The sequence below is a fragment of the Comamonas koreensis genome, from assembly GCF_014076495.1.
GTDB classification, from domain to species: Bacteria; Pseudomonadota; Gammaproteobacteria; order Burkholderiales; family Burkholderiaceae_C; genus Comamonas; species Comamonas squillarum.
The window spans coordinates 3,370,457-3,391,084 of the sequence record NZ_CP043575.1; the positions used below are offsets into that span (position 1 = coordinate 3,370,457).

A 20,628-nucleotide genomic window follows, 5' to 3' on the forward strand; every position below is an offset into this window, starting at 1 on the left:
AGGAGCCCGCCATGCGCCCGCACCCCACCCCGTTCATGCACCGCTGCAGGCGTTCGCGCCAGCAGCGCGGGGTATATGCGTTGGAGTGGGCGATCATCTTCCCGGTGTTTTTTGTGCTGCTCTACGGCATCGTCTGCTATGGCCTCACCTTTCTGGTGCGCCAGTCCATGCAGTACGCGGTCGAAGAAGGCGCCCGGGCGGCACTGCGCTACCCCAGCTCCACGATCATCGGCAGCAACCCGCCCACCTGGGCCTTTCGCAGCTTGCAGGCGCGCCGCACCACGGCCAATGCGCTCAGCTGGCTGCCCGCCGAGCTGCGGCCCGCCGAGGGCGATATCGACTTCACCCTTTGCCACCTGGCAGACACTGCCTGCAACCAGGACACTGCGCTCAATCCCGCGCTCGACTGCAATATCGAGACCCCTTGCCTGGTGCTGGTCAGCTACCGCATCGCCAACTACCGCCAGGGCGCGATTGCGCCGGCGATCCCGGGGCTGGGTCTCATACTGCCGGCCAGCCTGCAGGCCCAGGCCAGCTTGTTGGTTGACAGGAGGATGCTATGAAGCAGCCCTGCACCAGCCGCTGCGCAGGCGCACCGGGACCGCAGCGTGGCGTCGCGGCCATCGAGTTTGCCTTGATTGCGGTCTTCATGATCGTCATGCTGCTGGGCCTGACGGTGTACTGGCGGGCGTTCCAGGCGCAGCAGTCGCTCACGCGGGCAGCAGGAGATGGCGCGCGCGCCATTTTGGGTGTGCTGGCAGCGGGGGTCAGCGACCCCTGCCACCCCACGCAGGCCGCAGCCAACCGCGCCACCATCCAGCTGCGGGTGCTGCAATCGGTGCGCTCCAGCCTGGAGCGCAGTGACGTACCCGGTACCGTGGCCGACCAGCTCACGGTCAGCCCCATCCAGTGGCAAGCGGCCTGCCCCAGCACAGGCACCGGCAGCGCCACCTTTGAGCTGCGCTACCAGCTCGCGCCATTGTTTGGCACGCAGAGCGTGTGGGTCACCGAGCCCCGGCAGCTCTATGAAAAAAGCGTGGTGCACTTTGCATCGCTGCTGTAAGGAGGATCTGCACCATGTCCGCCTGTAGCCCCCTATCCCTCCAACGCGCCCTGCCCTTGGCCCAGCGCGGCGCCGTGCTGCTGCAGTTTGCGCTGCTCGCCGCGGTGCTGGTCACCTTGCTGGGCACTGTGCAGATTGGCTATATGTACTACGCCAAACGCGATCTGCAGCGCATCGCCGATGTGGCCGCGCTCGAAGCGGTCAATGCCATCACCTATGGCAACTCGGCCACCTGCGGGCTCGGCCAGGCGGCAGCCAACCAAAGCGTGACCACCCAGCTACGCCTGTCGCTGGACAATGAGCAGCGCCGCATCGACTGCGGCCACTGGGACAGCAGCAAGGCCGATGCGCTGCGCTTTGGCCTGGGCAGCAGCCCGATGAACGCGGTGCGCGTGCAGCTGCAAGGCGAGGTGCTGCAGCTGCTGCCCTTTGTGGGCTCGCGCCTGGTGGCAGCGGCTGCGACCGCCGCCAAGGACAGCGAGCCGGTGGCCGCGTTCTCGATCGGCTCGCAGCTGCTGCGCTTCAACAACAATGGCCTGCTGGGCCGCATCACCGCGCTGGTGGGGCTGGATATCCAGCGGCTCACCATCCTCGACAAGGACGGCATCGCCAATGCCAAGATCACGCCTTCGGGCCTGCTCAAGGTGCTGGGCCTGCCCATTGGCGTCAACGACCTGGCGTTGCTCACCCCCAATGACCTGGCCAATGTGAATGCCTCGGTGATCGACCTGATCGACGCGGCGATCAATGCCGGCAGCGACAGCCTGCTCAATGCCGGCGTCGACATTGCTGCGCTGGTCGATCTGCGCGCCTACCTGGCGGCCTTTCAGCTTGCCAACATCAAGCTGCCGCTGGGCGGTGACAAGGGCCTGCTGGCCGTCATCTCCGCAGGGGGCGCTGCCTCGCCCATCGGCGCGGGACTCGATGCCGCCATCGGCCTGGGCGACCTGGTGCGCACCCACCTGGTCGCTGCCAACGGCACCAACAGCGTGGCGCTGGGCCTGGGGCTGCCGGGCATTCTAGACGCCAACCTCACCGTGGTGGAGCCGCCACGCAATGCCATCGGCCCGGCCAATGGCCAGACCAAGGCGCGCAGCGCCCAGGTGCGCCTGACCGTCAACATCGGTGAGCAAAAGAATGTCAGCACGCCCGGCTTGCTCACTGCACTGCTGGGTAACCTGCTGGGTATCCGCGTGCACATCCCCATTCAGGTCGATCTGGTGCGAAGCACCGGCACGCTCGAAGCCATCCAGTGCACCCCCGCCCGCAATGACCGGCGGGCCAATATCTCCGTGCGCTCGGCAATTGGTGACGTCTGCATTGGCCAGCTCAATGCCAATGGCGTTTGCCAAAAGACCGAGCTGGTGGACCTGAACCTGCTCAACCTGCTGGGCGGGCTGCGCGTGCAAAGCAAGCTGTCTACGTCGCTGCTGCAAGGCGCCAGCTACACATCGCCGCCCAATGCCCAGGCCTGCCCCTACAACAGCAGCAATGTGGACGAATGCCTGGTCGGCATGCAGGTGGACGTGGAGCGCTCCAGCGGCCCCAATGGGCTGCGGCTTGGCACAACAGTCAGCAATTTGTTGAAGCAGGTGCCGGCACTGGTGGGGGATGTGCAAAACGCCGAGTACTACGGCGTGCTGGGCGGCCTGCTTGGCGGGCTGCTGGGCGGTTTGCTCGGCGGGCTCAATGCGCTGCTCAATGTGATCGTCACGGTCGTGAGCGCCCTGCTAGCGCCCCTGCTCAACACCATTGGCGGCGCGCTGGACCTGCTGCTGCAAGGCCTGGGCATCGAGCTGGGCCGCGCCAGCGTGGATCTGCTGGGCATCCAGTGCGATACCGCCCAGATCGTGCAATGAAGACAGGAGTGAGCGCAGCGACATGAAGAACCGAGGGAATAGAACGTGAATCAGAACGATTTGGTCATCTACGTCTGGGAAGGCCAAGCGGACATTGCAGAGCGCGTGGAGCGCTGCATGGTCAACTTGGATGTGGACGTGGTGCGCGCCGATGGCCTGAACCTGTCGCCCGTGGTGGCGCAGGGGGGCAACGCCATTGCCGTGGTGAGTGTGTCGGTGCTGGAAGGTGCGCGCTTTACGCGCCAGGGGATCGAGGGCAATTTTGGCGGCATGCCGGTGCTGTGGGTCAGCGCCAAGCCGCGTGGCGAAGGGCCGGGCACCTATGCCACCGAGTACTCCCATGTGCTGCCCTTTGACTTTACCGGCGCCGAGCTGCGCGCGATGCTGGTGCGCATTGTGCGGCGGCTGCAAAGCACCAAGCACAAGCAGCCGCGGGGCGACGACATCATCGCCGAGGCCGAGTGCATGCTGGCCCTGCTGCGCGATGTGGACACCTTTGCCGACTGCGAGCACAGCGTGCTGATCTTTGGCGAGACGGGCACCGGCAAGGAGCGCGTGGCCGAACGCCTGCATGAGCGCAACACGCACTACGGCCAGGGGCCCTTTGTCGTGGTCAACTGCGGCGCGATCCCCGACGGCCTCTTTGAGTCGCTGTTCTTTGGCCATGCCAAGGGCTCGTTCACCGGTGCGGTGACGGCGCACAAGGGCTTTTTTGAGCAGGCCAATGGCGGCACTCTGTTTCTTGATGAAATCGCCGACCTGCCGCTCTACCAGCAGGTCAAGCTGCTGCGCGTGCTCGAAGAGCGCACGGTCACCCGGCTGGGCGCCACGTCTCCGGTGGCGCTGGATTTCCGCCTGGTGGCGGCCACCAACAAATCGCTGCGCGAGCTGGTGCATGCCGGGCGCTTCCGCGCCGATCTGTTCTTTCGCCTGGCGGTGATCGAGCTGCAGATGCCCAGCCTCGAAGAGCGGGGCGAGGCCGACAAGCTGGCCATCTTCAACAGCATCTTGCGCAAGGTAGTGGGCGAGGAGATGATGGAGCGCCTGGGCGGGCCGCCGATGTTCATTCTCGATGCGATTGCGCAGATGTACTTCCCCGGCAATGTGCGCGAGCTGCGCAACCTCGCCGAGCGCATTGGCGTAGCCGCCCGCCAGACCCAGGACTGGCATGCCGGCGGCGCCACCGATCGCCTCTTGCAGCAGGCCCAGAGCCTGTCGGCGGCGACCTTTCCGCTGGAGACCGCTGCGGCCGGACCGCTGCTGGCCGAGCGCGGCAACTGGGACCAGGAAGAACGCAACCGCATCATCGAAGCGCTGCATGCCAACAGCTGGAAGCGCCAGAACACCGCCCAGCAGATGGGCATCAGCCGCAAGGTGCTGTGGGAGAAGATGCGCAAATACCAGATCTCGGACGGCGAGCCGCTCGTGCCCTTGGCACCGGCCGCTACGCATGCCAATGACCACCTGCCCCTGTGACCCTTGACCCCGACCTTTTGCCGACCATGACAGACAAACCTCTGATCGTTTTTGTAGGTGCGGTCTACCCGAGCCAGTACAGCCTGCTGTGCAGCCACCTGCGTGCCCAGGGCATCGCAGATGCCTGGTTCATGACCACGCCCGGCCACAAGGCCAACCACGAAAAGCACTGCGACCACCTGCTGTCGTTCCAGCCCGACGGCCTGATCGTCGGCCCCCAGAGCTACTACTACTCGGACAAGGTCGAGCGCTCGGCGCGCATCTGCCGGGGCGTGCTCAAGGCGCTGGAAGACTTTGAAACCGCCCAGGGCCGCAAGATCGATGTGGTCGTCGCCCATTCGCTCTGGGGCGCGCCCAATTGGCTCTATGGCGAGCTGCAAGCCGCCATCATCAGCTATATCGAGTTCCCCAGCTACCTGGCCCATGGCTGGGATGCCGCCTACCCGCCCGACCAGGCCCAGCGCCTGGGCGACCGCAACACCGAAATGCTGAGCTTTCACCAGGTGCTGTGCAGCGACCTGACCATCGTGCCCAGCGCCTATGCGCGCTCGATGTTCCCGCCGCTATTGCAGGACCGGATTGCGGTGCAGTTCGAGGGCTTTGATATCCAGCCGCCGCTGCGCAATTTCGGCACGGCCAGCAATGAAGCATCCAAATCGGGCGGCGGCGGCAAGCCCTTTACGATCGCGTTCTCGGCGCGCGATCTCTCGAGCGCCAAGGGCTTTGAGACCTATATCCGGCTGGTGGACCGCATGGTGCGCGAAGGCGATGGCCAGAACACCCGCTTTATCGCCATAGGGGATGCCAAGGCCTCTACCTATGGCTATGAGCAGCAATGGGTGGAGCGGCGCTACGGCGGCAAGGTGGAAAGCTTTCGCGACCACCTGCTCAAGGTCTACCCCGCCGCCGATGTGATCGAGTTCCCCGGCCACCTGCCCTATGCGCAGTTCTCGGCGCTGCTCGCCGAGGTCGATCTCTTCCTCTACCCGCTGCGCTATGGCGTGGCCAACTGGGGGCTGATGGAGATCCTGGCGCGCGGGGGCTGCGTGATTGGCTCCAACTGGGGCTTTGCGCCAGAGCTGATCACCCATAACGTCAACGGCCTCCTGCTGCCCGACAACGACGACGACTGGATTGAGGCGATACGGCAGCTGCGCCGCGACCCGGCCCGGCGCCAGCGCTATGCCCTGGCCGCGCTGGAGACCGGCAAGGCCTACCATATCGCCAAGGTGGCGCCCCGCTTTATGGCGCTGTTTGCGCGGGCCATGGCCAACCGCAAGGCGCCGCTGGTGGCGCCGCGCTGACCGGAGCTGTTATCTATACCGCTTGCTTCCAACGCGCGAAGCCCTGTGCGCGCAACGCGCATGCTGGGCATTCGCCGCAGCCATAGCCCCAGTCATGGCGCTCGCTGCGGTCGCCCTGGTAGCAGGTATGGGTGTCTTCCTGCACCAGCGCGGTCAGGGCGTCGCCGCCCAGCTCTTGCGCCAGCTGCCAGGTGGCCGCCTTGTCAATCCACATCAAAGGCGTCTCCACCACCAGCTGCCGGCCCAGGCCCAGGCTGAGCGCCACCTGCATGGCCTTCATCGTGTTATCGCGGCAGTCGGGGTAGCCGGAGAAGTCGGTCTCGCACATGCCGCCGACCAGCACCGTGCACTGGCGGCGGTAAGCCACCGCAGAGGCCAAGGTCAAAAACACCAGGTTGCGCGCCGGCACAAAGGTATTGGGCAGGCCGTCGGCCTGGTAGGTCAGCGCGGCGTCGCGGGTCAGCGCCGTATCGCTGATCTGGCCGAGCACATCAATATTGAGCAGGTGGTCCTCACCCAGCTTCGCCGCCCACTGCGGGAACTGCGCGCGCAGGTGAGCCAGCACGGTGCTGCGGCACTCCAGCTCCACCCGGTGGTTCTGGCCGTAGTCAAAGCCAATCGTTTCGACCTGGGCATAGCGGCTCAAGGCCCAAGCCAGGCAGACGGTGGAATCCTGTCCACCCGAAAAAAGTACCAGCGCCTTGGCGTCTTGCATGCTGCGCTTCTCCATCCATCAAAAATCAAAAAACCAGGCTTGTGTTGGCAGGGGCCAGACTCAGCGCCCGCCCCAGGCCGTGCTGGCATCGGTGAGCGCATCGCTGCGCGTGGCCGAGAGTATCGCGTCGAGCAGGCCGGGAAAACGGGCATCGAGGTCCTCGCGCCGCAGCGACAGCAGGTTCTCGCGCCCCACGGGGCGCTGCCAGATCACGCCGCTGCTGCGCAGCACGCGCCAGTGGTGCGTCATGGTCGATTTGGTCTGGTCGCGCAAAAGCGCCGTGCAGCTGCGCTCCTGGCCATCGGCCAGCACACGCACGACCGCCAGGCGCGTGGGGTTGCCCAGGGCGGTGAGCACATTTTCCAAATGGATCTGCGCAGCTTCAGGGTGGTGAGGGATCATCCGGGGTCCATGCGCCAACGAGGCGCGTGCATCGGCCTGCCAGGCCAGTTCAAAGGGCGCCATTCTGCCTGCGTCTTCACGCCCGGCAGCAAGATGGGCCCTATTGTCCCCAATCGGGCAATACCCATGTTAACAGTACGATTGTCTTCGTACTATTAATATCATCCTTTTCTGGCCCTGTGCCGGTGCTGTCTTGAAGGCGCCGGATGTCGCAAAGTGGGAGCGCGCAGGGCTGTAACAAGCAGCTGAGTCCAGCTGAAAAACCGACCCAAGGAGGTCAACATGGCCCGCCATACCCCCATAGAACGCTATCGCAACATCGGCATCTCTGCGCACATCGATGCCGGAAAAACCACGACGACCGAGCGCATCCTGTTCTATACCGGGGTGAGCCACAAGCTGGGCGAGGTGCATGATGGCGCCGCCACAATGGACTGGATGGCCCAGGAGCAAGAGCGCGGCATCACGATCACCTCGGCCGCGACGACGGCCTTCTGGTCGGGCATGGAACGCAACTTTGCGGCGCACCGCATCAACATCATCGACACCCCCGGTCACGTGGACTTCACGATCGAGGTCGAGCGCTCCATGCGCGTGCTCGACGGCGCCGTCATGGTCTATGACTCGGTGGGCGGGGTGCAGCCGCAGTCCGAAACCGTCTGGCGCCAGGCCAACAAGTACAAGGTGCCGCGCCTGGCCTTTGTCAACAAGATGGACCGCATTGGTGCGGACTTCTTCCGCGTGCGCCAGATGATGGTGGACCGCCTCAAAGCCAACCCTGTGCCCATCGTGATTCCGATTGGTGCCGAGGCCGAGTTCTCGGGCGTGATCGACCTCATCAAGATGAAGGCCATCATCTGGGACGAGGCCTCGCAGGGCATGAAGTTCGAGTACCGGGAGATTCCCGCCGAGCTGCAGGCGACGGCGCAGGAGTGGCGCACCAAGATGGTGGAAGCCGCTGCCGAAGCGAGCGAAGCGCTGACCGACAAGTACCTGAGCGATGGTGATCTGCCCGAGGCCGACATCATTGCCGGCTTGCGCCTGCGCACGATTGCCACCGAGATCCAGCCCATGCTGTGTGGCTCGGCCTTCAAGAACAAGGGTGTGCAGCGCCTGCTGGACGCCGTGGTCGAGCTCATGCCGTCGCCGCTGGATGTGCCTGCGGTGACCGGCCACAGCGAAGACGAGAACGACAGCACGGTGCTCAGGCGCCGCGCCGACGATGGCGAGAAGTTCTCTGCCCTCGCCTTCAAGCTGATGACCGATCCCTTTGTGGGCCAGCTGACCTTTGTGCGCGTCTACTCGGGCGTGCTCAGCAAGGGCGACCTGGTCTACAACCCGATCCGTGGCCGCAAGGAGCGCATTGGCCGCATCGTGCAGATGCATGCCAATGAGCGCCAGGAAATCGACGAGATCCGCGCCGGCGATATTGCCGCCTGCGTGGGCCTCAAGGAGGTGACCACCGGTGAGACCTTGAGCGACCCGAGCGCGCCCATCATCCTGGAGCGCATGTCCTTTCCTGAGCCCGTCATCGCGCAAGCGATCGAGCCCAAGACCAAAGCCGACCAGGAAAAGATGGGCATTGCGCTGTCGCGCCTGGCCGCCGAGGATCCGTCGTTCCGCGTGCGCACCGATGAGGAATCGGGCCAGACCATCATCGCCGGCATGGGCGAGCTGCACCTGGAGATCATCGTCGACCGCATGAAGCGGGAGTTCAATGTGGAGGCCAATGTGGGCAAGCCCCAGGTGGCCTACCGCGAGACCATCCGCAACACGGTCAAGGATGTGGACGGCAAGTTTGTGCGCCAGTCGGGCGGCAAGGGCCAGTATGGCCATGTGGTCTTCACCCTGGAGCCGATGGCGTCCGGCGAAGGCTTTGCGTTTGTCGACGAGATCAAGGGCGGTGTGGTGCCGCGCGAGTACATCCCCGCCGTTGAGAAAGGCGTGCGCGAGGCGCTGGCAACCGGCGTGCTGGCCGGCTACCCGGTGGTGGATGTGCGTGTGCGCCTCACTTTTGGTTCGTACCACGATGTGGACTCGTCCGAGCAGGCCTTCAAGATGGCGGCCATCTTCGGCTTTAAGGAAGGCATGAAGAAGGCCAACCCGGTCATCCTGGAGCCGATGATGGCCGTCGAGGTCGAAACGCCCGAGGACTATGCCGGCACGGTGATGGGCGACCTGTCATCGCGCCGGGGCATGGTCCAGGGCATGGATGACATCGCCGGTGGCGGCAAGAGCATCAAGGCCGAGGTCCCCTTGTCCGAGATGTTTGGCTATGCCACGCAGCTGCGCTCGATGACGCAGGGCCGCGCCACCTACACGATGGAGTTCAAGCGCTACACCGAAGCGCCAGCCCATGTGGTAGCCGGTATTGCGACCCGGTCGAACCGCTAAGCGACCGGAGATGCCAGCTGCTGCTGGCTGAACCCAGGCCCACCGCCCACCAGGCTGTGGGCCTGTTTTTTGTCCGCTGTCCGCCTGCGCTCACGCAAGTGCCCGGCCAGATGGCTGGGCTGCCTTGCCTTTCGACACCAGCCAATGCGCCACTAAGTTACATCCACAAATCGCTCTGCGAGCCAGTCAATAAACACCCGCAGCCGCGCCGACGGCTGGCGGCTGTAGGGGTGCAGCACCGAGACGGGCATCGGCGGCGGTGGCAGATCGGGCAGCACCTCCAGCAACTCGCCCTCTTGCAGCGCCTGCGCAATGCGGTAGCGCGGCACCTGCACCATCCCCAAGCCTGCCAGCGCAGCGCCGGTGTACAGATCGGCGCCGTTGACGGTGATGCTAGGTCTCAAGCGGCGCTCGACCACCTGCTTGCCCACGCAAAACTCCAGCGCCACCGGCCGGCCCGTGGCGCTGGAGACATAGGCCACAGCGGCATGCTGCGCCAGGTCATCGAGCGACTGCGGCAGGCCATGGCGCTGGGCATAGGCACGGCTGACGACCGTCACCTGGCGCAGCGACGCCACCTGGCGCCCGATCAGCGATGAGCTTTGCAGGCTGCCGGCCCGCAGCACGCAGTCCACCCCTTCGCGTACCAGGTCCACCAGCCGGTCGTCTTCGGCCATGTGCAGTTGCACCTCCGGGTACTGGTCCGCAAACGCCCCCAGATGCGGCATCACAAAAAAGCGCGCCAAGGTTCCCTGCAGGTTGACCCGCAGCAAGCCCTGCGGCGGCGCATGGCGAAAGGCGCTCTCGGCCTCCTGCAGATCGGCCAGCAGCCGGGTGCAGCGGCGGTAGTAGTCCTCTCCTTCGGCCGTCAGCCGCACCTGGCGCGTGGTGCGGTCCAGCAGGCGCGCGCCCACCCGCGCTTCCAGCCGCTGGACCAGGTTGGTCACCGTGGCACGCGGAATCTGCAAATCATCCGAGGCCTGCGCAAAGCTGCTGCGGTCGGCCACCCGCACAAATACCTGCATTTCCTGAAAGCGGTCCATCGCAGCAACGCCAACCCAAAGCGGCGTAGATTATTAAAGTAAACCGAATTATAAAATTCAAATCAGTGCAATGATCTTTTGAATGGAATAGTGAAAAATCCAGCCATTCGATCAACGATATGAAAGCAGACATGACCAAGCCCACATCCATTGCCCTGATCACCGGCGCATCGCGCGGCATCGGTGCCACCATTGCCCGGCGCCTGGCCCACGACGGCCATGCCATCGCCATCAACTACGCCAACAACGCGCAAGAGGCCGAAGCACTGGCCCAGGCGCTGGTGCAAGAAGGTGGCCAAGCGATGGCCATCCGCGCCGATATCTCGCAGGCTGACCAAGTGCAGGCGATGTTCAGCGCCGTCGAGAAGCAGCTGGGCCAGATTGATGTGCTCGTCAACAACGCCGGCGTGCTCGCCACCAGCACCCTGGCCGAGACCAGCGACGCGCTGTTTGCCAAGACCTTTGCGATCAACACCCAGGGCGTGTTCAACACGCTGCGCGAAGCGGCCACGCGCCTCAACACAGGCGGGCGCATCATCAACCTCTCGACCACCGCGCTGGCGCTGAACCTGCCCGGCTACGCGATCTACAACGGCAGCAAGGCTGCAGTCGAGGCCTTTACCCGCGTGTTCGCCAAGGAGCTGCGCGGCCGCCAGATCACCGTCAACGCGGTAGCCCCCGGCCCGGTCGCCACCGAGCTGTTCTTTGCCGGCAAGAGCGAGGCGCAAATTGAGCACTTTGCCAAGATGCCGCCGCTGGAGCGCCTGGGCGAGCCCGAGGACATCGCGGCCGTGGTCGCCTTTTTGGCGAGCAAGGAGTCGGGCTGGATCAACGGGCAGGTGCTGCGCGCCAATGGCGGCGTGGCCTAAATCGCCACCCCACTCTGCAAGACACCCGGGTTGAGGCGCCTTGCCTCACCACTCCGCCACACTGCCATCGGCATGGCGCCATACCGGGTTGCGCCAACGGTGGCCCTCTTTGGCGCGCTCGGCCACATAGGCCTCGTTCACCTCGATGCCCAGGCCCGGGCCGCCGGGCATCGCCACATAGCCGTCCTGGTAGTCAAAGGCATCGCGGTTGTGCACGTAGTCGAGCAGGTCATTGCCCTGGTTGTAGTGGATGCCCAGGCTTTGCTCCTGGATGAAGGCGTTGTAGCAGACCGCATCGATCTGCAGGTTGGCCGCCAGCGCAATCGGGCCCAGCGGGCAATGCAGCGCAACGGCCACATCGTAGGCCTCGGCCATTGCGGCGATCTTGCAGGTCTCGGTGATGCCACCGGCATGCGACGGATCGGGCTGGATGATGTCGACACCGCCCTGCGCAAACACGCGCTTGAAATCCCAGCGCGAATAGAGGCGCTCGCCCAGTGCAATCGGAGCGGCGCCAAGGGCGGCGAGTTCGGGGATCACCTCCAGGTGCTCGCTGAGCACGGGCTCTTCGATGAACATCAGGTTGAAGTCGCGCAGCTCGCGCATCAGTACCTTGGCCATGGGCTTGTGCACCCGGCCGTGGAAGTCCACGCCAATGCCGATGTGCTTGCCCACCGACTCGCGGATCATCGCCACATTGGCCACAGCCTGCTCCACCTTGGCGTGGCTGTCGATGTACTGCATCTCCTCGGTGCCATTCATCTTGACGGCGGTAAAGCCCCGCGCCACGGCGGCTTGCGCTTGCGCCGCCGTGTCAGCCGGGCGGTCGCCGCCAATCCAGGAGTAGACGCGGATACGGTCGCGCACCTTGCCGCCCAAGAGCTCATGCACGGGCACACCCAGCGCCTTGCCCTTGATGTCCCACAGCGCCTGGTCGACGCCAGCAATAGCACTCATCATCACCGGCCCGCCTCGGTAGAAGCCGGCGCGGTACATCACATTCCACAGGTCCTGCACGTTGCGCGGGTCGCGGCCCACCAAGTAGTCGGAGAGTTCCTCGACCGCTGCAGCCACGGTGTGGGCGCGGCCTTCGACCACCGGCTCGCCCCAGCCAACGATGCCCTCGTCGGTTTCGATCTTGAGAAAGCACCAGCGCGGTGGCACGATAAAGGTGGTGAGCTTGACGATTTTCATGGGAAGAACTGAGAAAAATGAGGGTGGGAATCAGCAGTGGTGGCTGGGGCTGGTGCGCAGGCTCACTCAAAGTCCAGCAGCACCTTCATCGCCTGCGAGCGGTCGGCCGCCAGCGCAAAGGCGCGGGCCGAATCGCGGTAGGACAAGGTGGCGGAGATCAGCGGCTTCACATCGACCAGCCCCTTGTTGAGCAGGGCCACCGCAGTGGCAAACTCCTCATGGAAGCGGAACGAGCCGCGCCAGTCGAATTCCTTGGCCACCAGCGTGTTGATCGGCAAGGTCATCTCGGCACCGGCCAGCCCCAGCTGCACGATGGTGGCGCGCGGGCGCAGCACATCGAAGGCGCCGCGCAAGGCATGCGGGTTGCCGCTGGCCTCGAACAGCACATCGAACTGGCCCTTGTCGGCCGCATAACGGGCCAGGCCATCGGACGACTCGCCCACATGCACGACCTCATCGGCGCCCACCTGCAAGGCCTTGGCCAGCGGGTGCGCGCTCATGTCGGTAGCCACAATGTGCGCGGCGCCTGCGCGGCGCGCGGCGATGATGGCCAGCGCACCAATCGGCCCACATCCCGTCACCAGCACCTTACGGCCCAGCAGCGGGCCGGCCCGCTGCACGCCATGCAGCGCAACTGCCAGCGGCTCGGCCATGGCCCCTTCGGCATCGCTCACCTGCGCGGCCAGCAGATGGGCCTGGTGCGCCTCGATGACGATCTGCTGGCGAAACGCCCCTTGCACATGGGGCGTGCGCATCGCGCTGCCGTAGTAACGCATGTCCAGGCAGTGGTTTTGCAGGCCCATCTGGCAAAAGCGGCACTGGCCGCAGGGCCAGCTGGGGCTGACTGCGATGCGCTGGCCGGCAGAAAAGCCTTGCACATCAGCGCCTACCGATTCGATGACGCCCGAGACCTCATGGCCCAGCACCATCGGCTCCTTGATGCGCACCGTGCCAAAGCCGCCGTGCTGGTAGTAATGCAGGTCAGAGCCGCAGATGCCGCCGCAGCGCACCCGCACCAGCATCTGGCCAGGCCCAGGCGCAGGCGCGGGGACGGATTGCACCCGCAGATCGCCGGGTGCGTGGATAACGAGCGCTTCCATATCAGAAATTCCTAGGTTGGTGTGTGATGGCGCACTGAAGGATCAGCGTTTGGTATTGCGGTAGATGGCCAGCGCTGCATAGAACGACTGGGCAAACTCCTGGCCGACGGTCGCCTGGTTCTTGTCGATCACCGGCTGCACCGCAGCGCGGATCTTTTCCAGCTCGGCAGCGGGCATCTCGCCCACCTGCATGCCATGCGATTGGAGCTGGGCGACCACCTCGCCAGCCTGGCGCAGCTCTTCGCTGCGCTGCAGGGTGCGGGCCTTTTCGGCGGACTGCTGCACGGCCTGCTGCTGCGCGGGCGTCAGGCCCGACCACCATTTCTCGGACGCGATCAGTGCGACGGGCGTGTATACATGGTTGGTGATGGTCAGGTACTTCTGCACCTCGTACATCTTGTTGGCATACATGTCGACCACCGGGTGCTCATAGCCATCGAGCGCCTTGATCTCCAGCGCGGGATAGACCTCGGAGAAGGCCATCGGCACGGCGTTCATGCCCATGGCATTGAAGCTGGCCAGCGCCATCGGGCTTTGCATCACGCGCACGCGCAAACCCTTCATGTCCGCCAGCGTCGCCAGCGGCCGCTTGCTGTTGGACATATTGCGGAAGGCGCCGCCCGCCCAGACGAGGCCACGCATCTTCATATCGGCAATGTCGCCCAACATCTGGCGGCCCACGGGGCCATCGAGCACATGGGCGGCCTCGGCATCGCTGGCAAACAGAAACGGAAAATCAAAAATCTGCAGCGCCTTCTTGCGCGCGGCGATGGGCGAGAGCGCGCCCATGTACAGGTCCTGCGTGCCGCTTTGCACTGCAATCAGCATCTTGTCTTCGCTGCCCAAGGTGGCGCTGCTGTACACATCGATCTGCACCTTGCCATCGGTGGACTTGGCGACATCGGCGGCAAACTGCTTCATCGCGATGGCGCGGGGGTGCGAATCGGCAAAGGAATGGCCCAGGCGTGCGCGCTTGCCCTCCTGGGCTTGCGCGGGCGCCAGGCCCAGCACCACCAAGGTGGCGCAGGCCAGGCCTGCAACGAGGCTGCGGCGTGGAATCAATTTCATGGTTGGCTCCTTGTCTTTTTTGGGCAAAGCCCGCCCTTGGCGCTTGCTGCTTGCAAGCGCCCAAGGCTCTTCAATGAATGGGTTTGGGGTGACGGTTTGAGGCTTAGCGGCTCATCATCTCCAGCGGCCACATCACGATCTGCGGGAACACCACGAGCAGGAACATCACAATCGTCTGGGCCACCATGAACGGAATCACCCCCTTGATGGCGCCGCTCATCGGTATCTTGGCGACCCCGCAGACGACATTGAGCACGGTGCCCACCGGAGGGGTGACCAGGCCGATGGCGTTGTTCATGATGAACAGCACGCCGAAGTAGACCGGGTCGATGCCCGCCTGCTTGAGCACCGGCATCAGCACGGGCGTCATGATCAGCACCGTGGGCGTGAAATCCAGCGCCGTGCCCACCAGCAGTACCAGCACCATCAGCGCAAAGGTAAGCAGCATCTTGTTGTCCATCAGCGGCTCGACCAGCGCGGCCAGCTGCTGCGGAATGTTCGCGGTGGTGATCAGCCAGGCCGATACACCGGCGGCCGACACCAGGAACATGATGATGGCCGTGGTCTCAGCTGCGCGGTAGATCAGGCCAAACAGCTGGTTCAGCTTGATCTCGCGGTAGACGAACATGCCCACCAGCAGCGAGTACATCGCAGCCATGACGGCGGCCTCGGTCGGGGTGAACCAGCCGAACTTCAGACCACCGATGATGACCACCGGCAGCACCAGCGCCCACAGCGATTGGCGTGTGGCGGCCAGGCGTTCAGCCGTGCTGCGCTTGGGCTCGGTGACGATCGGGTCACGGCCAATGCACCAGCGCCAGGCCAGCAAGATCGCGGCACCCATCAACAGGCCCGGCACAATGCCGGCGATGAACAGCTTGGTGATGGACACGCCACCGGTCACGCCATACAGAATCATTGCGATCGATGGCGGAATCACCGGCGCGATGATGCCGCCGCAGGCGATCAAGCCGCAGGAGCGGTTGACCTCATAGCCGGCCTTGCGCATCATCGGCACCAGCACGGCGGCCAGTGCCGCCGTATCGGCCACGGCCGAGCCCGAGAGCGAGGCCATGATGACCGCAGCGCCCACGGCCACATAGCCCAGCCCGCCCCGGATATGGCCAATCCAGGCCATGGCCATGTGGATGATGCGGCGCGTCATGCCGCCGGCGTTCATGAATTCGCCCGCGAGCATGAAAAACGGCACGGCCAGCAGTGGGAAGCTGTTGGCGCCATCCCACATGTTCTGCACCACGATCTGCGGATCGGTAAAGCCCATGTAGTACATCAGCGCCAGACCGCAGCCGATCAGCGCAAACGCAATGGGCATGCCCAGCGCCATCAGGCCCAGCAGCGACGAGATAAAAATGAAGATGGTCATGCGCGACCTCCTTGGGACCGGGCCTGCGATGGGGTCTGCTCCTGCATGGCGTGCTCGGCCTCGCGTGCCTCTTCCATGCCCTCTTCCTGCACATCGATCAGCTCATCGTCCGCCACCTTGCCCAGCACCAGACGCACCAGGTTCGACAGGCAGATGAAGCCAATGGCCGCCCCGGTGAAATAGCTCACACCGTAGACCCAGAGCATGCTCAGTTGGGCCACCGGAGAGGCATTGCCCGCGATGATGTCGTGCTGCAGCCAGGTGCCGTAGACGATATAGACGCAGCACAGCAGCATGATGGCCTGGCTCAGGCCCCAGCACACGCGGCGGCCGGCCAGCGGCATCATCTGCACCATCAGGTCCACCCCCAGATGGGCGCGCTTGCGCATGCCCACGATGGCGCCCAGAAAGGTCAGCCACACAAAGGCAAAGCGCGGCACCTCTTCGGACAGATCAATGCCGGTATTGAAAAACAGCCGCAGCATCACATTGCCGAACACCATCACCAGCATGACGAGCATGCACAGCACCATGGCGATTTCCAGCGCGCGCGTCAGCCCGTCGGCGAGCATTTTGAGTACCTTGCCCATGGCAACACCTTTCCCGGCAGCGCGGCCTTGTGCCGTGCCGCCACCTGAATGCTTGTATGTCTATGCCGGCAGCGCCGCGCCATGAGGCGCTGCCAGAACCTTGAAAAGAAATGCAGGGAGCGGACCCAGCCTATGCCGGCCTGGGCCCATACCCTTCCTGGGCCTTACTGGGCCTTGCGCGCCTGCTCGATTTCGGCAAAGAAGCCCTTGACGAACTCATCGCCGATCTGCGGCGAGAACTTGGCCAGCACGGGCTTGATCTTGTCCTGCATGCGTGCCAGCTCGGCAGCGGGCATGGTGTCCACCGTCACACCGGCCTTCTTGAAGTTGTCGATGGCCTGGCTGTCGCCTTCATCGAGCAGCTTGCGCTGCAGCAGGCCCGCTTCGGTCGCGGCCTTTTGCACACCGGCCTTGTCGGCGGGCGAGAGGCCATCCCAGAACTTCTTCGATGCGACCAGGGCCGACGGCGTGTAGACGTGGTTGGTGATGGTGATGAACTTCTGCACTTCCTGCATCTTGTTGGCCCACATGTGCTGCAGCGGGTTCTCCTGGCCGTCGAGCGCCTTGATCTCCAGCGCCGGGAACACCTCGGCAAAGGCCATCGGGGTGGCATTGGCGCCCAGGGTCTTCCAGGTATCGAGGGCCACCGGGTTGGTCATCACGCGGATCTTGAGGCCGCTCACATCCTCGGGCTTGGCCACGCGGTGCTTGCTGTTGGACAGGTTGCGAAAGCCCATGCCGGTCCAGGTCAGGCCCACCAGGTTGGCCGGTGCGATCTTCTCGAAAATCTTCTTGGACGAGGCGCCATCGAGCACCGCATAGACTTCGGCCGAGTTGCGGAACATGAAGGGCAGATCCCAGACCTGCACTTCCTTGATCCGCGAGGACAGCGGCGCCAGGGTGCCGATGTACAGATCCTGCGTGCCAGCCTGCACGGCCTGCAGTTGCTTCTCGTCGCTGCCCAGCACCGCGCTGTGGTAGGCCTGCACCTTGACATTGCCATTGGTGTAGGTGGATGCGAGCTCGGCGAACTTGTTCATCGCGATGGCTTGCGGGTGGCTCTCGGGCATCGCATGGCCGACGCGGGCCTTGACTTCGGCATAAGCGGCGCCAGCGCCCATTGCCGATGCCGCCAGGGTGGCCAGCACGATGCGGCGCAGTTGGAAGTGAGTGGTCATCTGTCTGTCTCCGTCTTTGTTGTCAATCGAAAAAAGCCGGCGCTGCTGGCCCGGCATGCTGAGAATCAGGGGGTCTGCAGGCTCCCATCGGCCAGGCGCGTCTGCGTCCAGGTGGTCACTTCGCTGCTGCAGGGGTACTTGGCCGCTTCGCGCTCGTCAATGTCCACACCCAGGCCGGGCAGGTCATTGGCGTAGACATAGCCATTGCGGAATGTGGGCAAACCGGGGAACACGGCCAGCAGCGCATCGCGCGGGCCCTTGAGCGCCTGGATCACAAAATTGGGCGGCTCGGTGCCCGACCACTCTTGCACGCCAAAATTGCGCGAGGCCAGGTCGATATGGATATTGGCCGCATGCGCCAGCGGCGACATATCGCCCGGGCCATGCCAGGCTGTGCGCACGCCGTACTGCTCGGCAAACAGCTGCAGCTTGCGCGCCGGTGTGATGCCGCCCACCTGGCTCAGGTGCACGCGGATAAAGTCAATCAGCCGCTCGGCGATAATGCCGCGCCATTCAAAGGGGTGGTTGAACAGCTCGCCCTGGGCCAGCGGCACATTGGTCTTGTCGCGCAGCTGGCGCAGCCAGTCGCCCTCCTCCAGCGCAATCGCGTCTTCCAGAAAGAACAGCTCATAGGGCTCCAGCGCCTGCGCAAAGCGGATGGCATCGGCGGGTTTCAAGCGCTCGTGCACGTCATGGCACAGCTCCACCTCAAAGCCGATGCGGCTGCGGATGGCGTCAAACATCTTGAGCGTCTCGCGCATGTACTTGCGCGCATCCAGATAGATGCCGTCAGCGGCGCCCCGGGGCGCCGTGCCGGGCGCCGCGCCAAAACCGCCACCGCCATAGCCGCCGCTTTGGCAGCGGATATGGGTGATGCCCTGCTCGCGGTACTTCTGGATGTTGTCGCAGAGCTCTTCCAGATCCCGCCCATCTGCATGGCGGTAGATGGGCACGCCCTCGCGCAGCTTGCCGCCCAGCAGTTGGTACAGCGGCATGCCGGCCTGCTTGCCTTTGAGGTCCCACAGCGCCATGTCCACGCCCGAGATCGCATTGTTCTCGATGGGGCCGTTGCGCCAGTAAGCGTTCTGGTGCATCAACTGCCACAGCTCTTCAATCCGGCTCGCATCGCGGCCGATGAGGAGCGGGCGCAGGTACTGCTCGACCAGGCACTGCACTGCCAGATGGCGGTAGGCAAAGGTGGCGCAACCCAGGCCGAAGAGGCCGGGCTGGTTGGTCTCGATCCTGACGACCAGCAGGTTGATTCCCTCGGGCGCCGTCGCGATGACTTTGACGTCGGTAATCAGGGTAGCCATGGTGCCGCGCCCGCTTACAGCACCGCCAGCCAGCCGCCATCCACATAGATGATCTGGCCGTTGACGTAGTTGGATGCACCCGAGGCCAGGTAGATGGCCGTGCCCACCAGCTCATCGGGCCGGCCCCAGCGCTGCGTGGGGTTGCTGGCCTTGACCCAGGCATCAAACGCGGCGTTGTTGACCAGCGCCTCGTTCATGTCGGTGAGGATGTAGCCCGGGCCGATCGAGTTGGCCTGGATACCATGCATGGCCCACTCAGCGGCCATCGCCTTGGAGAGCATCTTGATGCCGCCCTTGGCCACCGTGTACGGCGCCACCGTGGCACGGGCCGCCTCGCTGGTCAGCGAGCCGATATTGATGATCTTGCCGCCCGTCCCGCGTTCGATCATGCGGCGCGCTGCGGTGCGGCCCACCACAAAGGCCGCCGTCAGGTTGGTGTTGATGACCCGGCTCCAGTCCTCCAGCGACACATCGAGCAGAGGCTCGCGGTGCTGGATGCCGGCATTGTTGACAACGATATCGATCGCGAGGCCTTGGGCATCGAACGCAGCAAAGGCCGCTTCTACCGCCGCCTGGTCGGCCACATCAAAGGCCGCCCCTTGGGCTTTGAGGCCCATGCCCTGCAACTGCGCCACAGCCGCATCCACTGCTGCCTGCTGGCGGCTGTTGACCACCACCGTTGCCCCCGATTCCGCCAGGCCCTGGGCCAGCGCCAGCCCAATGCCGCGCGAGGAGCCGGTAATCAGCGCCGTACGGCCCGACAGATCAAACAGGGAACGAGACATGGAATGGCGACCTTGAGAATTTCAGAAGTCGCCATCATCGGTTTATTTGTATGATGATTGAATCAGAGCAAACCCTAGGAAATACGCCACCCTTGCGCTTTGCGCGACAGCCGCGCGAAACCTGGATGTACAGGCTTTCAGGCGGGTGCGCCCCAACGGGCAATCGTGTCGGCCAGCAGTGCCCGCATCCACAGCTGCGCATCATCGGCACTGCGCCGCTCAATCGCCGCCAGCACCTTGCCGTGCATCAGCAGACCATCATTGAACTGCCCGGCCTGCTGGGCATTGACGGTGAGCAAGGACTCCAGCGCCGAGGCCACAATGCCGCCCAGCGAGATCAGCAAGGGGTTGCCCGTGGCCTGCAAGATGCTCTGGTGGTAGGCCAGGTCGGCGACCACCCATTCATCAATGGACGTTGCGGCCTCCATCGCCGCAAAGGCCTGCTGCAGCGCCAGCAACTGCGCATCGCTGTGCATGCGCGCTGCCAGCGAGGCAGCGGCCGGCTCCAGAATGCCGCGCATGACCATCAGGTGCCGGCCCAGCTCCTGGTCCACCCCCTGGCTGCAGAGCCAACCCAGCACATCGGCATCAAACAGGCTCCACTGCTCCTGCGGCCGCACGCGCGTACCGGTGCGGGGCCGCGCCTCCAGCATGCCCTTGGCGCTGAGCGCCTTGATCGCCTCGCGCACCGCAGTACGGCTCACCCCCAGCCGCTCGCACAGCTCCTCCTCATTGGGCAAGGTGGCGCCAGGTCCGTACTCGGGACTGGCAATCAGCCGCCCCAGGCTGTCCATCACCTGGTGGTGCAGACTGCTGCCGGGCTGTGACGATAAGGACATGGGAATCGGTGGTGGTATAGATTCATTCATCATACAAAATAAAACGGATGGG

General features: G+C 64.5%; 19 protein-coding genes. 7 read left to right on the top strand and 12 right to left on the bottom strand.

The annotated features are described in order from the left end of the window. Positions 1–11: 11 nt before the first annotated feature. The 5 genes from F0Q04_RS15240 to F0Q04_RS15260 are packed head-to-tail and all read left to right on the top strand — an operon-like array spanning position 12 to position 5,702. The gene (locus F0Q04_RS15240) at positions 12–563 is read left to right on the top strand and encodes a TadE/TadG family type IV pilus assembly protein (RefSeq protein ID WP_116924060.1); all 552 of its coding nucleotides are present in this window, start codon (positions 12–14) and stop codon (positions 561–563) included. Further along, complete coding sequence (locus tag F0Q04_RS15245) at positions 560–1,063, top strand: TadE/TadG family type IV pilus assembly protein (RefSeq protein ID WP_116924061.1); 504 nt, start codon at positions 560–562, stop codon at positions 1,061–1,063. Before F0Q04_RS15240 ends, F0Q04_RS15245 begins: the two co-directional genes overlap by 4 nt. 14 nt (positions 1,064–1,077) lie before the next feature. Then, positions 1,078–2,922, top strand: a complete 1,845-nt coding sequence (locus F0Q04_RS15250; protein ID WP_182341805.1) for a TadG family pilus assembly protein — start codon at positions 1,078–1,080, stop codon at positions 2,920–2,922. Positions 2,923–2,967: 45 nt separating this feature from the next. Beyond that, the gene (locus tag F0Q04_RS15255) at positions 2,968–4,398 is read left to right on the top strand and encodes a sigma 54-interacting transcriptional regulator (protein ID WP_116924063.1); all 1,431 of its coding nucleotides are present in this window, start codon (positions 2,968–2,970) and stop codon (positions 4,396–4,398) included. Positions 4,399–4,424: 26 nt separating this feature from the next. After that, positions 4,425–5,702, top strand: coding sequence for a glycosyltransferase (locus F0Q04_RS15260; RefSeq protein WP_182341808.1), 1,278 nt, complete (start codon positions 4,425–4,427; stop codon positions 5,700–5,702). 13 nt (positions 5,703–5,715) lie between these two features. Here the strand turns inward: F0Q04_RS15260 and queC are convergent, their stop codons facing one another. After that, complete coding sequence (queC, locus tag F0Q04_RS15265; protein ID WP_182341812.1) at positions 5,716–6,417, bottom strand: 7-cyano-7-deazaguanine synthase QueC; 702 nt, start codon at positions 6,415–6,417, stop codon at positions 5,716–5,718. Positions 6,418–6,477: 60 nt separating this feature from the next. Further along, positions 6,478–6,819: an ArsR/SmtB family transcription factor gene (locus tag F0Q04_RS15270; protein WP_182345724.1), complete on the bottom strand. Its 342-nt coding sequence runs from the start codon at positions 6,817–6,819 to the stop codon at positions 6,478–6,480. A 282-nt stretch (positions 6,820–7,101) separates the two neighbouring features. On the opposite strand from F0Q04_RS15270, the gene fusA reads away from it, so the two are divergent. Next, a complete protein-coding gene (fusA, locus tag F0Q04_RS15275; RefSeq protein ID WP_182341815.1) occupies positions 7,102–9,213 on the top strand; it encodes an elongation factor G in 2,112 nt (703 codons plus the stop codon). 152 nt (positions 9,214–9,365) lie between these two features. On the opposite strand, the gene F0Q04_RS15280 is transcribed toward fusA, so the two are convergent. Beyond that, positions 9,366–10,256 carry a LysR family transcriptional regulator gene (locus F0Q04_RS15280; protein ID WP_116924066.1) on the bottom strand — a complete coding sequence of 297 codons (891 nt, stop codon included), beginning with the start codon at positions 10,254–10,256 and terminating at the stop codon, positions 9,366–9,368. 131 nt (positions 10,257–10,387) lie between these two features. Here F0Q04_RS15280 and F0Q04_RS15285 point away from each other — a divergent pair, with 131 nt between their 5' ends. Continuing rightward, on the top strand, positions 10,388–11,125 hold the full coding sequence (locus tag F0Q04_RS15285) for an SDR family oxidoreductase (protein ID WP_182341818.1): 738 nt from the start codon (positions 10,388–10,390) through the stop codon (positions 11,123–11,125). A 45-nt stretch (positions 11,126–11,170) separates the two neighbouring features. Here the strand turns inward: F0Q04_RS15285 and dgoD are convergent, their stop codons facing one another. The 9 genes from dgoD to F0Q04_RS15330 form a co-directional block, all read right to left on the bottom strand. Next, positions 11,171–12,319, bottom strand: a complete 1,149-nt coding sequence (dgoD, locus tag F0Q04_RS15290; protein WP_182341821.1) for a galactonate dehydratase — start codon at positions 12,317–12,319, stop codon at positions 11,171–11,173. Between the two features lie 62 nt (positions 12,320–12,381). Further along, positions 12,382–13,419, bottom strand: a complete 1,038-nt coding sequence (locus F0Q04_RS15295) for an L-idonate 5-dehydrogenase (RefSeq protein WP_182341824.1) — start codon at positions 13,417–13,419, stop codon at positions 12,382–12,384. A gap of 42 nt (positions 13,420–13,461) precedes the next feature. After that, on the bottom strand, positions 13,462–14,487 hold the full coding sequence (locus F0Q04_RS15300) for a DctP family TRAP transporter solute-binding subunit (RefSeq protein ID WP_182341827.1): 1,026 nt from the start codon (positions 14,485–14,487) through the stop codon (positions 13,462–13,464). A 103-nt stretch (positions 14,488–14,590) separates the two neighbouring features. Beyond that, entirely contained in the window at positions 14,591–15,871 is a 1,281-nt protein-coding gene (locus F0Q04_RS15305; RefSeq protein WP_116924071.1) for a TRAP transporter large permease, read from the bottom strand. Beyond that, positions 15,868–16,461 carry a TRAP transporter small permease gene (locus tag F0Q04_RS15310; RefSeq protein WP_116924072.1) on the bottom strand — a complete coding sequence of 198 codons (594 nt, stop codon included), beginning with the start codon at positions 16,459–16,461 and terminating at the stop codon, positions 15,868–15,870. The genes F0Q04_RS15305 and F0Q04_RS15310 overlap by 4 nt, the downstream gene beginning before the upstream one ends. Before the next feature lie 164 nt (positions 16,462–16,625). Continuing rightward, the gene (locus F0Q04_RS15315; RefSeq protein WP_182341831.1) at positions 16,626–17,639 is read right to left on the bottom strand and encodes a TRAP transporter substrate-binding protein; all 1,014 of its coding nucleotides are present in this window, start codon (positions 17,637–17,639) and stop codon (positions 16,626–16,628) included. A gap of 65 nt (positions 17,640–17,704) precedes the next feature. Further along, positions 17,705–18,952: an enolase C-terminal domain-like protein gene (locus tag F0Q04_RS15320; RefSeq protein WP_182341834.1), complete on the bottom strand. Its 1,248-nt coding sequence runs from the start codon at positions 18,950–18,952 to the stop codon at positions 17,705–17,707. Between the two features lie 14 nt (positions 18,953–18,966). Continuing rightward, the gene (locus F0Q04_RS15325) at positions 18,967–19,737 is read right to left on the bottom strand and encodes an SDR family oxidoreductase (protein WP_116924075.1); all 771 of its coding nucleotides are present in this window, start codon (positions 19,735–19,737) and stop codon (positions 18,967–18,969) included. A 137-nt stretch (positions 19,738–19,874) separates the two neighbouring features. Continuing rightward, positions 19,875–20,576 carry a FadR/GntR family transcriptional regulator gene (locus F0Q04_RS15330; RefSeq protein WP_165841089.1) on the bottom strand — a complete coding sequence of 234 codons (702 nt, stop codon included), beginning with the start codon at positions 20,574–20,576 and terminating at the stop codon, positions 19,875–19,877. Positions 20,577–20,628: the final 52 nt, after the last annotated feature.

Bases quoted from the DNA above. Each gene is read 5' to 3' on its own strand.
- F0Q04_RS15240 (WP_116924060.1), top strand. From the start codon at position 12: ATGCGCCCGCACCCCACCCCGTTCATGCACCGCTGCAGGCGTTCGCGC.
- F0Q04_RS15245 (WP_116924061.1), top strand. From the start codon at position 560: ATGAAGCAGCCCTGCACCAGCCGCTGCGCAGGCGCACCGGGACCGCAG.
- F0Q04_RS15250 (WP_182341805.1), top strand. From the start codon at position 1,078: ATGTCCGCCTGTAGCCCCCTATCCCTCCAACGCGCCCTGCCCTTGGCC.
- F0Q04_RS15260 (WP_182341808.1), top strand. From the start codon at position 4,425: ATGACAGACAAACCTCTGATCGTTTTTGTAGGTGCGGTCTACCCGAGC.
- queC (WP_182341812.1), bottom strand. From the start codon at position 6,417: ATGCAAGACGCCAAGGCGCTGGTACTTTTTTCGGGTGGACAGGATTCC.
- F0Q04_RS15270 (WP_182345724.1), bottom strand. From the start codon at position 6,819: ATGATCCCTCACCACCCTGAAGCTGCGCAGATCCATTTGGAAAATGTG.
- fusA (WP_182341815.1), top strand. From the start codon at position 7,102: ATGGCCCGCCATACCCCCATAGAACGCTATCGCAACATCGGCATCTCT.
- F0Q04_RS15280 (WP_116924066.1), bottom strand. From the start codon at position 10,256: ATGGACCGCTTTCAGGAAATGCAGGTATTTGTGCGGGTGGCCGACCGC.
- F0Q04_RS15285 (WP_182341818.1), top strand. From the start codon at position 10,388: ATGACCAAGCCCACATCCATTGCCCTGATCACCGGCGCATCGCGCGGC.
- dgoD (WP_182341821.1), bottom strand. From the start codon at position 12,319: ATGAAAATCGTCAAGCTCACCACCTTTATCGTGCCACCGCGCTGGTGC.
- F0Q04_RS15295 (WP_182341824.1), bottom strand. From the start codon at position 13,419: ATGGAAGCGCTCGTTATCCACGCACCCGGCGATCTGCGGGTGCAATCC.
- F0Q04_RS15300 (WP_182341827.1), bottom strand. From the start codon at position 14,487: ATGAAATTGATTCCACGCCGCAGCCTCGTTGCAGGCCTGGCCTGCGCC.
- F0Q04_RS15305 (WP_116924071.1), bottom strand. From the start codon at position 15,871: ATGACCATCTTCATTTTTATCTCGTCGCTGCTGGGCCTGATGGCGCTG.
- F0Q04_RS15310 (WP_116924072.1), bottom strand. From the start codon at position 16,461: ATGGGCAAGGTACTCAAAATGCTCGCCGACGGGCTGACGCGCGCGCTG.
- F0Q04_RS15315 (WP_182341831.1), bottom strand. From the start codon at position 17,639: ATGACCACTCACTTCCAACTGCGCCGCATCGTGCTGGCCACCCTGGCG.
- F0Q04_RS15320 (WP_182341834.1), bottom strand. From the start codon at position 18,952: ATGGCTACCCTGATTACCGACGTCAAAGTCATCGCGACGGCGCCCGAG.
- F0Q04_RS15325 (WP_116924075.1), bottom strand. From the start codon at position 19,737: ATGTCTCGTTCCCTGTTTGATCTGTCGGGCCGTACGGCGCTGATTACC.
- F0Q04_RS15330 (WP_165841089.1), bottom strand. From the start codon at position 20,576: ATGTCCTTATCGTCACAGCCCGGCAGCAGTCTGCACCACCAGGTGATG.